This is a genomic window from Paracoccus zhejiangensis (assembly GCF_002847445.1).
GTDB lineage: Bacteria > Pseudomonadota > Alphaproteobacteria > Rhodobacterales > Rhodobacteraceae > Paracoccus > Paracoccus zhejiangensis.
Genome location: NZ_CP025430.1, coordinates 2,390,394 through 2,401,656, shown reverse-complemented (window position 1 = coordinate 2,401,656; position 11,263 = coordinate 2,390,394). Strand labels below are relative to the sequence as shown.

At 65.7% G+C, this 11,263-nt stretch carries 12 protein-coding genes; 8 read left to right on the top strand and 4 right to left on the bottom strand.

Going from position 1 to position 11,263, the window contains the following annotated elements:
- Window positions 1-49: 49 nt before the first annotated feature.
- The 4 genes from CX676_RS11660 to CX676_RS11645 all read left to right on the top strand — a co-directional run bounded on the left by CX676_RS11660 (window position 50) and on the right by CX676_RS11645 (window position 3,547).
- Window positions 50-883, top strand: a complete 834-nt coding sequence (locus CX676_RS11660; RefSeq protein WP_232816429.1) for an MlaA family lipoprotein — start codon at window positions 50-52, stop codon at window positions 881-883.
- Complete coding sequence (locus tag CX676_RS11655; RefSeq protein WP_232816428.1) at window positions 873-1,472, top strand: MlaC/ttg2D family ABC transporter substrate-binding protein; 600 nt, start codon at window positions 873-875, stop codon at window positions 1,470-1,472. Before CX676_RS11660 ends, CX676_RS11655 begins: the two co-directional genes overlap by 11 nt.
- 101 nt (window positions 1,473-1,573) lie before the next feature.
- Window positions 1,574-2,113: a heme NO-binding domain-containing protein gene (locus CX676_RS11650; RefSeq protein WP_101752768.1), complete on the top strand. Its 540-nt coding sequence runs from the start codon at window positions 1,574-1,576 to the stop codon at window positions 2,111-2,113.
- Window positions 2,114-2,119: 6 nt separating this feature from the next.
- Window positions 2,120-3,547, top strand: a complete 1,428-nt coding sequence (locus CX676_RS11645; protein WP_101752767.1) for an ATP-binding protein — start codon at window positions 2,120-2,122, stop codon at window positions 3,545-3,547.
- Window positions 3,548-3,673: 126 nt separating this feature from the next.
- Here CX676_RS11645 and CX676_RS11640 read toward each other — a convergent pair whose 3' ends face one another.
- Both CX676_RS11640 and CX676_RS11635 read right to left on the bottom strand, forming a co-directional pair.
- On the bottom strand, window positions 3,674-4,066 hold the full coding sequence (locus tag CX676_RS11640; RefSeq protein ID WP_101752766.1) for a GFA family protein: 393 nt from the start codon (window positions 4,064-4,066) through the stop codon (window positions 3,674-3,676).
- 36 nt (window positions 4,067-4,102) lie between these two features.
- Window positions 4,103-6,370, bottom strand: a complete 2,268-nt coding sequence (locus CX676_RS11635) for a transglycosylase domain-containing protein (protein ID WP_101752765.1) — start codon at window positions 6,368-6,370, stop codon at window positions 4,103-4,105.
- 285 nt (window positions 6,371-6,655) lie between these two features.
- Between CX676_RS11635 and CX676_RS11630 the strand changes: the two genes are divergently transcribed.
- The gene (locus CX676_RS11630) at window positions 6,656-8,044 is read left to right on the top strand and encodes an ammonium transporter (RefSeq protein WP_101752764.1); all 1,389 of its coding nucleotides are present in this window, start codon (window positions 6,656-6,658) and stop codon (window positions 8,042-8,044) included.
- A 67-nt stretch (window positions 8,045-8,111) separates the two neighbouring features.
- On the opposite strand, the gene CX676_RS11625 is transcribed toward CX676_RS11630, so the two are convergent.
- The gene (locus CX676_RS11625; protein WP_101752763.1) at window positions 8,112-9,119 is read right to left on the bottom strand and encodes a polyprenyl synthetase family protein; all 1,008 of its coding nucleotides are present in this window, start codon (window positions 9,117-9,119) and stop codon (window positions 8,112-8,114) included.
- A 72-nt stretch (window positions 9,120-9,191) separates the two neighbouring features.
- On the opposite strand from CX676_RS11625, the gene CX676_RS11620 reads away from it, so the two are divergent.
- The 3 genes from CX676_RS11620 (at window position 9,192) to CX676_RS11610 (ending at window position 10,377) form a co-directional block, all read left to right on the top strand.
- A complete protein-coding gene (locus CX676_RS11620) occupies window positions 9,192-9,404 on the top strand; it encodes a putative signal transducing protein (RefSeq protein ID WP_101752762.1) in 213 nt (70 codons plus the stop codon).
- Complete coding sequence (locus tag CX676_RS11615; RefSeq protein ID WP_101752761.1) at window positions 9,397-10,140, top strand: tRNA1(Val) (adenine(37)-N6)-methyltransferase; 744 nt, start codon at window positions 9,397-9,399, stop codon at window positions 10,138-10,140. The genes CX676_RS11620 and CX676_RS11615 overlap by 8 nt, the downstream gene beginning before the upstream one ends.
- Window positions 10,141-10,215: 75 nt before the next feature.
- Window positions 10,216-10,377 carry a YdcH family protein gene (locus CX676_RS11610; RefSeq protein WP_101752760.1) on the top strand — a complete coding sequence of 54 codons (162 nt, stop codon included), beginning with the start codon at window positions 10,216-10,218 and terminating at the stop codon, window positions 10,375-10,377.
- 84 nt (window positions 10,378-10,461) lie between these two features.
- Here the strand turns inward: CX676_RS11610 and phbB are convergent, their stop codons facing one another.
- Window positions 10,462-11,187: an acetoacetyl-CoA reductase gene (gene phbB / locus CX676_RS11605; RefSeq protein ID WP_101752759.1), complete on the bottom strand. Its 726-nt coding sequence runs from the start codon at window positions 11,185-11,187 to the stop codon at window positions 10,462-10,464.
- Window positions 11,188-11,263 lie beyond the last annotated feature (76 nt).

The following is an 11,263-nucleotide window of genomic DNA, read 5'->3' as shown; positions in this document are numbered from 1 at the left end:
GGGCGCGCCTCGGACAAGGTGGTAAATTCGTCCGCCAGAGAGGACCGACTTGCACGCATGCCGCGCCCTGCCACGCGCCGCCACCCTGCTGGCCGCCACCCTGCTGATCGCGGGTTGCGCGGCGCAGGCCCCCGCCGATCCCGAGGCGGTGAACGATCCGTTCGAGGCGGCCAACCGTCGGGTCCATGCCTTCAACAAGGGCGTCGACACGACCCTGATCCGGCCACTGACCGGCGGCAAGAAGGATGAGGCGGTTGCGGGCGAGCTTGCGGGCGAAGCGGACGGCAGCGCGATGGATGTTCTGGGCAATGTCGGCGCCAACCTGTCGCTGCCCGGCAAGGTGCTGAACCAGATCCTGCAGGGCCGGCCCGGTCCGGCGCTGAAGAACACCGCCCGCTTTGCCGTCAACAGCACGCTGGGGTTGGGCGGGTTGCACGATCCGGCGGGCCGCGAGTTCGCGCTGACCGAGGTGGATACCGATTTCGGCGAGACGCTGCATGTCTGGGGCGTGCCGGAAGGCGCCTATCTTGAACTGCCGGTGCTCGGGCCCTCGACCATGCGGGACGCGACCGGCAAGGTCGTCGATCTGGCCATCGATCCCTGGGATTTCTGGCTCGATGAGGATGAATACTGGGGCACCTTCGCGATCCGGGCCGCCTCAAAAGCCGGTGAGCGGGCGCGTTTCGGGGATACGGTGGATAGCGTTCTTTACGAAAGTGCGGATAGTTACAGCCAATTGCGGCTGATCTATCTCATGCATCGGCGCCACGAATTGTCACAAGGGGGGGCATCGGAAGATCCCTATGTCATTGATCCGTATGAAACCGAACCTGCCGCCGCTGCCGCAACCGATGCCTTCGCCATCGACCCCTATGAAGACTAGGCGGGGCTTTCTTGCCCTGTCGGGTGCCGCTGCCGTCCTGCTGGCGCTGCGGCCCGTGGGTGCGCTGGCGCTGAACACCGACCAGTCCCGCGCGCTGATCGAGACGGCGCTTGGCGAAGTCTATTCGGTGATCAATTCCGGCCAGGCCCCGGCGCAGATGTATCGCCAGTTCGAGACCATCTTCGCCCGATATGCCGATGTCGGGATCATCGCCCGCTCGGCCCTCGGCCCGGCGGCGCGCCAGGTCGGCGGGGCTGAGTTCGCCGCCTACCAGCAAGCCTTCCAGGGCTATGTCGGCCGCAAATACGGCAAGCGCTTCCGCGAGTTCATCGGCTCGAAGATCGAGGTGACCGGTGCGCGACCGCTGAAAAGCTTCTTCGCCGTCACCTCGGTCGCCTACCTGAACGGCCGCTCGCCGATGCAGGTGGAATGGCATGTCTCGGACAAGTCGGGGCAAAGCAAGTTCTTCAACATCATCATCGAGGGTGTGAACATGCTGGCGACGGAACGCAGCGAGATCGGCGCCATGCTGGCCCGGCGCAATGGCGACATTGCCGCACTGACCGCCGATCTGCAGCAGGCGGGCTGATCCCGCCGCGCCCCCCGTCCCGGCGGGCTTCACCGCAAATTAAGCTCTCTGCCTTATGACCGTCGCCATGCCTTGCAGGAAGGGTGGATGGCGTGAAGGGTATGGTCTTCAGCGAGCTGATCGAGATGGCCGACGAGCTTCTGGGCGAAGCGGCAGTCGATGAGGTCCTCTCCAGCGGTGATTTCAGCTCGGGCGGGGCCTATACCTCGGTCGGCTTCTATCCCTGCGACGAGTTCATGGCGCTGGTGCAGGCCTTCAGTGACCGCAGCGCGCTGCCGCTGAACGACTATCTGCGCCGATTCGGCCATTGGATGTTCTGGCGCTACAGCGCGCGCTATTCCCAGTTCTTCGCCGACAAGACCGATGTGCTGACCATGCTCGAATCGATCGAGACCGAGGTGCATATCGAGGTGCGAAAGCTTTATCCCGGGGTCGAGTTGCCGCGCTTCGAAAGCCGACGCCTGGCTAGCGGAGACGGGCTGGAACTGACCTATCACTCACCGCGCCCGCTTGGCGATTTCTGTCACGGGTTGGTCGAGACCTGCATCGAGTATTTCGGCCGCCCGGCGCGGGTGGAGCGTCAGGATCTGACCGTGCCCGAGGGCATGTGTGTCCGCTTCACCATCCGGATGGAGGGCTGAGCGGTCATGTCTCGTGACGGCGATCCGGCGAGCCGGGCTGCGGGACCGGTGTCGCGTGCGCGCTTCGAACGCGAGCGGCGGGCGCGGCACGAGGCCGAGGCGCTGCTCGAGACCTATAGCCGACAGGTCTACGAGGGCAATCAGCGGCTGCACCTGCAAGCCGAGATGCTGGAAGAAACCGTGCGCCAGCGGACCATGGATCTCGAGGCGGCGCGGATCGAGGCGGATGCCGCCAACCAGGCCAAGTCGATCTTCCTTGCGCATATGAGCCACGAGATCAGGACGCCGATGAACGGCGTTCTGGGCATGGCCGAGGAGCTGCGCGAGACCGGGCTGACCCCTGCACAGCAGGATATCCTGTCGGTCATCATCGAATCGGGCGATCTTCTGCTGTCGGTCATCAGCGACGTGCTGGACCTGTCGAAGATCGAGGCCGGCCAGGTCACGCTGGAGCATCTGCCCTGCAATCTGGCCGAGATTGTCGCCTCGGCGAAGCGACTGTTCGGACCCAAGGCGGCGGCCAAGGGGCTGGCCTTCCAGGTTCCGGACATGGCCGCGCTCTGGGTTGACAGCGATCCGACACGGCTGCGGCAGATCGTCGGCAATCTGCTGTCGAACGCCATCAAGTTCACCGACCGGGGCGTTGTATCAATGCGGTTGGACTATCGCCCCGGTGCCGTCGCTGACCTGCCGGGCGAACTGCAGATCGTGGTCGAGGACAGCGGCATCGGCATGACGCCGGAACAGCTTTCGCGGCTTTTCACCCCTTATATGCAGGCCGATGCCAGCATCGCGCGGACCCATGGCGGGTCCGGGCTGGGCCTGGCCATCGCGCGGCAGTTCTGCCGGATCATGGGCGGCGACCTGACGGCGGAGAGCATACCGGGTCGGGGCAGCCACTTTCGCGCGCGGGTTAGTGCCCTCCTGACCAATGAACGCCCGGCAGCGCGCAGCCAGGTCAGTCTGGAGCGCGACCTGGCGGAGCGGCTGAAGACGGGCGGGCTGGATGTGCTGGCCGCCGAGGACAACCAGACCAACCAGCTGGTTCTGGTCAGCATGTTGCGGCGGCTGGGGCTGAGCGCGCGACTGGTCGAGACCGGCACGGCACTGGTCGAGGCATGGCGCGCGCAGCAGCCGGATCTGATCCTGATGGATGTGCAGATGCCCGGCATGTGCGGCATCGAGGCGACGCGGGCGATTCGGCGGGCCGAGGCCGAGGGCGGGTTGCCGCGCACGCCGATCATTGCGCTGTCGGCCAATGCCATGACCCATCACCTGGACGAATATCTTGCCTGCGGCATGGATGCGAGCGTGCCGAAGCCGATCCGTCGCGCGGCGCTGGTCGAGGCGATGCTGGCGGTTCTGCCCGCGCGGCCCTGCGATGGGGGTGGGGCCGGAAACGGCTCGGCTACGGGCGGAATGCCGGACGGCTGATCCGGCAGCAGGCGGCGGGTTTTGCGGTTTCTGCTTTTGACGGCGGCTGGCCGAGCGGGTGGCGACAGATCCCGCGACGTCCGCGATGGTGATGAGCGGCAAGGATGACTGGTCGCGGCCCGCAGTTCATTCCTCGAACCGCCCGCCCGTATCGCGATCGGTCGTGTATTCCCTCATGCCCGCAAATCGTGGCAGCCAGGCCGCGCGGCGGCAGGTCCAGAGCTCATAGGTCGGGACGAACTGGTCGGGCGCGTCCAGTGATCCCAGGTTCACCTCGATCTCGTCCCCGGACCGGCCAAAGACCGGCGAGCCGCAGGTCGGGCAGAAGAACCGCCCCTGGTAGTCGTGCGCCTCGCCCTCGATGGTGACTGCATCCTCGGCAAAGATGGCCGAAGCATGAAACAGCGCGCCGTGATGCTTGCGGCAGTCGCGGCAATGACAAAGGCCGACCCGATAGGGCCGGCCTGTTGCCGTGATGCGAAGTTTGCCGCAGAGACAGCCGCCGGTAACTCGTTCCATGGCCTGCCCCCTTGATCGCCCGGATTGCGGGCGGAATCAGTTCCCGCCCAGAATCCCGTTCAGCGCCTGGCTTAGCGCATCATCGCCCGAGCTGCTCGAGCTACTGGCGCCCGGAGTCTGCGGCGCGGGGGCCGGTGCCTGCTGCGCGGGTTGCTGTGCCGGCTGGTTGTCGCGGATCGCCTCGGCCAGTGCCGCAGCCAGCGGGTCATCGGCCGAGCCGCTGGTGACGATCTGCTGCTCACCCGAGGTGCCGACGATGACACCGCTGCCATCGGGCGAGACGGTCGAGAGCGGCAGGGCCGGCAGACCGTCATGGATCTCGGTCATCACCGCCTGCCAGATCTCGGCCGGCAGACCACCGCCGGTCACGCCCTTCAGCGGCGTGTTGTCGTCATAACCCATCCAGACGCCGGTCACGTATTGCTCGGTGAAGCCGATGAACCAGGCGTCGCGATAGGAGGAGGTGGTGCCGGTCTTGCCGGCGGCCTCGCGGCCCGGCAGCCGGGCGCGGGTGCCGGTGCCGTGCTCGATCACCTGTTCCATCATGTAGATCAACTGGCCGGCGGCGCGTTGGCTGATGACGCGCTCGCCCATGCCGCCCGACTGGCCCATCAGCGGCTGGTCATCGCCCTTGATGCGCAGCTCGATCAAGCCATAGGGGCTGACGGCGGTGCCGCCATTGCGGATGCCGGCATAGGCCCCGGTCATTTCCAGAAGCGTGCTTTCCGATACGCCCAGACCTAGCGAGGGGCCGTTGGCCATGTTGCTGGCGAAGCCGAAATCCTCGGCCACCTTGCGCACCATGTCACGGCCAGCCGATTCCTGAAGCCGGATCGTCGCGGTGTTCAGTGAATTCTGCAGTGCCTGGGTCAGCGTGACATTGCCCTTATAGTTGCGGGTATAGTTCTTCGGCGACCACGGGCCCGAGCCCTTGACGTTGATGGTCAGCGGCCCGTCCAGCACCACGTCGTTCGGCGAATAGCCCAGTTCCAGCGCGGCGGCATAGACGAAGGGTTTGAAGGACGAACCCGGCTGGCGCTTGGCCTGGGTGGCGCGGTTGAAGGCACCGTTCACGGTCGAATCGCGCCCTCCGATCATCGCCCGGACGGCGCCATCGGCACTCATCACCACAACGGCGGCCTCGGCCTTGCTGCCATCCTTGACCTTCTCGTCAAAGATATTGGTCAGCGCCCGTTCCGCCGCGCGCTGGATACGCTGGTCGAACGTGGTCATGATGGTGACGTCTTCGGTGGTTTCGCTGGTCAGGAAGCCGGGACCCGATTCCATCACCCAATCGGCGAAGTAGCCACCGGCGCGGGCCGCTGCCGCGCGGCTCAGCACCGCAGGCTCGGCCTTGGCGGCCGCCAGCTGCTGATTGTCCAGGTAGCCCTCTTCGTGCATCACCCCGAGGATGACACTGGCGCGGTCCTGCGCCCGCTGCAGGTTCGAGGTCGGCGCGTAATAGCTGGGTGCGCGCAGAAGGCCCGCCAGCATGGCGGCTTCCGACGCGGTGACATCGCTGGCCGGCTTGTTGAAGTACCGCTGCGACGCCGCTTCGAAGCCGCGCGCGCCACCGCCCAGGTAAGAGCGGTTCATGTAGATGTTGAGGATGTCGTCCTTGGAATACTTGGCTTCCAGCGCCAGCGCGAAGGGGACTTCCTTGACCTTGCGCCACAGGCTCGACTTGCGGCACTCGGCCTCGTAATCGGCCTCGTTCTTCCAGCGGATCGGGTCGAAGGTCTCGCCCAGGCACAGGAGCTTGGCGACCTGCGTGGTGATGGTCGAACCGCCGTGACCCTCCAGGGGTCCGCGTCCCTCGGCCATGTTGATGCGCATGGCGCCGGCGATGCCGATCGGGTCGACGCCGAGATGGGTGTAGAACCGGCGGTCCTCGGTGGCGATCACCGCCTCTTTCAGCACCGGGGCGATCTTGTCGGAGCTGACCGTGCCGAAGGTCTCACCGCGCCAGGCAAAAACCCGGCCGTCGCGGTCCAGCATGGTGACCGAGCCACGGGCGCGGCCGTCAAACAGCGCCGAGGCCTCGGGCAGACCGCTGTAATAGTAGAACGAGGCCGCGCCGATGATCAGGGCCATGACCAGCGCCAGACGCCAGAAACTGCCCCAGATCACCCGCCAGACCAGGCTGACGAATCCGCTGACGCCACGGGTCACCATGTTGCCGCGCTTGGGCGGTGCGGGCTTGCGTCGCGTGGAGGCCTTGGTCGGCTCAGGCTCGGTGAAGCTGCGCTTGTCGGCAACAGGGCTGCGCCCCGAGCGTTTCGGTGTATCGGTCGTTCGTTTCATGCCTGCGTTCCTGCCCGGCCGATTGATCCGACCCGATTGGCGCAGAGCATACAGGAAGAATCGTCTGGATGGAATGTGGCTGACCAATCCGTGATGGCTGCTGAACCGTCCGGTTTCTGCCGCATTTTGCGGCACTCAACTTCTGGTTTGCCAATCGGGCGGGCAGGGGAAGTTTCTGCACTGCGGAAAAGGGCGGCAATCTTGTCGCGCGCGGATCGGAACGGCCTTGTGGCGATGACGCAGCCTCGTGCTGCCAAAAGATGCCACAGCGAAAGGTGACACCTGATGAGACGCACGCTTTTCCCCACCCTGCTGGCCCTGGGGGCGCTGACCGCGCTGCCGGCGCTGGCGCAGGATGCCGCCGTGCCGGTGCCGGACAAGGGTGACACGACCTGGATGATGGTGTCGGCCATTCTGGTGATGATGATGACCCTGCCGGGGCTGGCGCTGTTCTATGGCGGTCTGGTGCGCTCGAAGAACGTGCTGTCGGTGCTGATGCAGGTGCTGGCGACCTTCTGCGTAATGGCGCTGCTCTGGGTGATCTACGGCTATTCGCTGGCCTTCACCGGCGCCGGATCGGCCGAGGATGCGGGTTTCCTGACCCCCTACATCGGCAATCTCTCCAAGGCTTTCCTGTCGGGCGTCACCACCTCGAGCATCGCCGAGACCTTCTCGGCCGGGGTCTATATCCCCGAGCTTTCCTTCGTGATCTTCCAGATGGCCTTCGCCTGCATCGCCCCGGCGCTTATCGTCGGCGCGACGGCCGAGCGGATGAAGTTCCCGGCCATCCTCGCCTTCGTGGTGCTGTGGTTCACCTTTTCCTACCTGCCGATGGCCCATATGGTCTGGTGGTGGGGCGGTCCCTCGGCCTATGACGCGCCGTCGGGGCTGCTGTTTGGCCATGGCGCGCTGGACTTTGCCGGCGGTACCGTCATCCACATCAATGCGGGTATTGCCGGTCTGGTCGCTGCACTGGTCGCCGGTCCCCGGCTCGGCTATCGCCGCGAGCTGATCGCGCCCCATAACCTGACCTTCACCCTGATCGGTGGCTGCCTGCTGTTCATCGGCTGGTTCGGCTTCAACGCCGGCTCGAACCTCGAGGCCAACGGCCTTGCCGCGCTGGCGATCCTGAACACGGTCGTGGCCACCGCTGCCGCGGCGCTGGCCTGGGCCTTTGGCGAATGGATCATGCGCGGCCATCCCTCGCTGCTGGGTGCGGTTTCGGGCGCGATTGCCGGTCTGGTCGGTGTTACCCCGGCCGCGGGTTTCGTCGGCCCGATGGGCGCCATCGCCATCGGCCTGATCGCCGGCCTTGCCTGCATGTGGGTCGTCGTCTCGCTGAAATCCAAGATCGGCATCGATGACAGTCTCGACGTGTTCGGCATCCACGGCGTCGGCGGCATCATCGGCGCGATCCTGACCGGCGTCTTCGCCTCGCCCTCGCTGGGTGGCGCCGGGGTCTGGGACTATGCCACCGGCGCGGTTGCCGAGTTCAACATGGGCGGGCAGGTCTATGCCCAGACCCTCGGCGTGGTGATCTGCATCATCTGGTCGGGCGTGGTCAGCTTCATCGCCATCCATCTGGTCAAGGCGGTGATGGGGCTGCGCGTCGCCGATACCGACGAGCGCCAGGGTCTGGATGTCACCACCCACGGGGAAAACGCCTACAACTGAGGCAGCTTATGCCTTCCCCCCGGCCCGGCCTCGAAAGGGGCCGGGTTCTTTCATGTAGGGACTTCGCTCAGGCCACGCGGGCGACGACGAAATCGGCCAGATCATCCAGCATGGCGCGGATCTCGTTCCCGGGCAGCAGGGTCAGCGCCGCCTTGGCCTTGGCGACCCAGCCAAGCGCATCGGCCCGCGCCGCCTCCATCGCGCCATGCCGCGCCATGATCGCCAGCGCCTCTTCCAGGTCGCCCTCGCGCTGGTCGCCGACCTCGATGGTGCGGACCCAGAAGGCGCGCTCCTCGGCATCGGCGCGGGCGACGGCCTTGATCACCGGCAGGGTCAACTTGCGCTCACGGAAATCATCGCCGATATTCTTGCCGATGGTGGCGCTGACGCCGCCGTAATCCAGGAGGTCGTCGACGATCTGGAAGGCGATCCCCAGCGCGTCGCCATAGTCGAAAAGCGCCCGCACCTGCGCCTCGGGCGCGCCGGCAATCACCCCGCCCACCTCGGTCGCGGCGGAAAACAGTGCCGCTGTCTTGCCCCGCACCACCTGCAGATAGATGGATTCGTCGGTGCGCAGATCCTGCGCGGCGGTCAGTTGCAGCACCTCGCCCTCGGCGATGGTGGCGCTGGCATTGGCGAGGATGTCCAGCACTCGCAGGCTGCCGGTCTCGACCATCAGCTGGAAGCTGCGGGCGAACAGGTAATCGCCGACCAGCACGCTGGACTTGTTGTCCCAGAGCAGGTTGGCGGTCGGCCGACCGCGGCGCTGGCGGCTTTCATCGACCACGTCATCATGCAGCAGCGTGGCGGTGTGGATGAACTCGACCGTCGCGGCCAGCTTGACGTGATCCTGCCCCGGATAGGAGAGCAGCCGGGCGGCGGCCAGCGTCAGCATCGGGCGCAGGCGTTTTCCCCCGGCCTCGACCAGATGGGCGGTCACCTCGGGGATGCGCGGGGCGTGGCGGCTAGCCATGCGGGCGCGGATCAGGATGTTCACCTGCTCCATATCGCCGGCAAGGCGCTCGGAGAGGCGGTCCAGCGGCGTCGAGGCGCTGTCGGTGGTGGTGGTGATCATCGGTGGCCCCTTTCGCGTCCTGCCATTGCCACGCCATCGACATCGGTGCAACCGCCCCATAACATCAAGGGCATGAAAGAACTGCTTCGTACCACCGATCCGCTGCGTCTGGCCCGTGCGCTGGACCTTCTGGAGCAACATGATATCCCCGCCTTCCAGTTCGACCAGCATATGAGCGTGCTGGAAGGTTCGATCGGTGCGCTGCTGCCGCAGCGGCTGATGGTGGCGGACCGAGACCATTTCATGGCCGGCGCCATCCTGCGCGATGCCGGTCTGGATGAGTGACCTCACCTCTGACGATTTCCTGGATGGCCGGTTGACGATTGCCCAGCCCCGGCACGGCTATCGCTCGGGCGCGGATGCGGTGATGCTGGCGGCGGCCTGTCCGGCAAGCCCGGGTGAAAGCGTGCTGGAACTGGGCTGCGGGGCCGGGGTGGCGAGCCTTTGTCTGGGCTGGCGGGTGCCGGGTGCGGTGCTGACCGGGCTGGAGCGGCAGGGGGACTATGCCGAACTGGCGCGGCAGAACGCCGCACGGAACGCGATCCCGCTGCGGGTGATCACGGGCGATCTGGCGCGGATGCCGGCGGAACTCAGGTCCGAGAGCTTTGACCATATCATCGCCAACCCGCCCTTCTTCCAGGGCGGCACGGCACCCGGGGATGCCGGCCGGGGCGAGGCGCGGCACGAGGAAACGCCGATGGCCGGCTGGATCGATGCCGCTCTGCGCCGGCTGCGGCCGGGCGGGGTGGTGACGCTGATCCAGCGGGCTGACCGGCTGGACTCGCTGATCTTGGCACTGGCCGGCCGGGCGGGTGGTGTCACCATCCTGCCGATTGCCGCGCGGACGGGGCGCGAGGCGGGCCGCGTGATCGTGGCTGCGCGCAAGGGCGCACGCGCGCCGCTGCGGCTGCTGGCACCCTTCGTCATGCATGCCGAATCGAGCCATCTGAAGGATGGCGAGGACCTCTCGCCGGCGGCCGCAGCGGTCCTGCGCGAAGGCCAGCCGATCAACCTCTGGTAGTGTGAAACTCTCGTGACAGAATCGAAATTCTGTGCTCGACTGCCCCTCACTCGCAAGACACAAAGGGAGAACGATATGTCGGTTGCTTCTCATGTCGAGGAACTGCGCAAAAAGCACAACGCATTGTCCGAGGCTGTTGAAAAGGCTCAAAGAAGCCCCGGAACCAACGATCAGGACATCATGGTGATGAAGCGCGAAAAGCTGCGGCTGAAGGAAGAAATCAACCGCCTGTCGTGACGATCCGACCGGTTTTCCAGAATGTGAAACGGCCCGCGAAACTCGCGGGCCGTTGTGTTTTCCGACAAATTTTCTTGAACGGGCTCAGACGAAGAATTGGCCGCCGTTGGCGCTGATAGTCGAGCCTGTGATGAAGCCGGCATCGTCCGAGGCCAGGAAGACCACGGCGCGGGCGATTTCCTCGGGCTCACCCAGGCGACCGACCGGGATCTGCGGGATGATCCGCTCGTTCAGCACCTTCTCGTCGATGGCACGCACCATCTCGGTTCCGATATAGCCCGGGCAGATGGCGTTCACGGTGATGCCGGCGCGGGCACCTTCTTGCGCCAGGGCCTTGGTGAAGCCCAGATCGCCGGCCTTGGCCGCCGAATAGTTGGCCTGGCCCGCCTGGCCCTTCTGCCCGTTGATCGAGCTGATATTGACGATGCGGCCGAACTTGCGGTCGCGCATCCCGGTCCAGACCGGGTGGGTCATGTTGAAAAGCCCGGTCAGGTTGGTGTCCATGACCTCTTTCCACTGCTGCGGCGTCATCTTGTGGAACATGGCGTCGCGGGTGATGCCCGCATTGTTCACCAGAACAGCGATCGGACCCAGCTCGTCCTCGACCTGCTTGATGCCGGCGGTGCAGGCATCGTAATCGGCGACCGACCATTTGTAGGTCTTGATGCCGGTCTCGTCGGTGAAGGCCTTGGCGGCCTCGTCATTGCCGGCATAGTTCGCGGCAACGGTATAGCCCGCGTCCTTCAGCGCCTTCGAGATGGCGGCGCCAATGCCGCGCGATCCGCCCGTGACAACTGCAACTTTACTCATTCTGGTCCCCTCGCGTTTCCGTTGAGTTGAAATCTTGTTATCCAAGCCGTGACCTGCGCGCAAGATCATTGCGCGC

Bases quoted from the DNA above. Each gene is read 5' to 3' on its own strand.
- CX676_RS11645 (WP_101752767.1), top strand. From the start codon at position 2,120: ATGTCTCGTGACGGCGATCCGGCGAGCCGGGCTGCGGGACCGGTGTCG.
- CX676_RS11610 (WP_101752760.1), top strand. From the start codon at position 10,216: ATGTCGGTTGCTTCTCATGTCGAGGAACTGCGCAAAAAGCACAACGCA.
- phbB (WP_101752759.1), bottom strand. From the start codon at position 11,187: ATGAGTAAAGTTGCAGTTGTCACGGGCGGATCGCGCGGCATTGGCGCC.
- CX676_RS11650 (WP_101752768.1), top strand. From the start codon at position 1,574: ATGGTCTTCAGCGAGCTGATCGAGATGGCCGACGAGCTTCTGGGCGAA.
- CX676_RS11635 (WP_101752765.1), bottom strand. From the start codon at position 6,370: ATGAAACGAACGACCGATACACCGAAACGCTCGGGGCGCAGCCCTGTT.
- CX676_RS11640 (WP_101752766.1), bottom strand. From the start codon at position 4,066: ATGGAACGAGTTACCGGCGGCTGTCTCTGCGGCAAACTTCGCATCACG.
- CX676_RS11620 (WP_101752762.1), top strand. From the start codon at position 9,192: ATGAAAGAACTGCTTCGTACCACCGATCCGCTGCGTCTGGCCCGTGCG.
- CX676_RS11615 (WP_101752761.1), top strand. From the start codon at position 9,397: ATGAGTGACCTCACCTCTGACGATTTCCTGGATGGCCGGTTGACGATT.
- CX676_RS11630 (WP_101752764.1), top strand. From the start codon at position 6,656: ATGAGACGCACGCTTTTCCCCACCCTGCTGGCCCTGGGGGCGCTGACC.
- CX676_RS11625 (WP_101752763.1), bottom strand. From the start codon at position 9,119: ATGATCACCACCACCACCGACAGCGCCTCGACGCCGCTGGACCGCCTC.
- CX676_RS11655 (WP_232816428.1), top strand. From the start codon at position 873: ATGAAGACTAGGCGGGGCTTTCTTGCCCTGTCGGGTGCCGCTGCCGTC.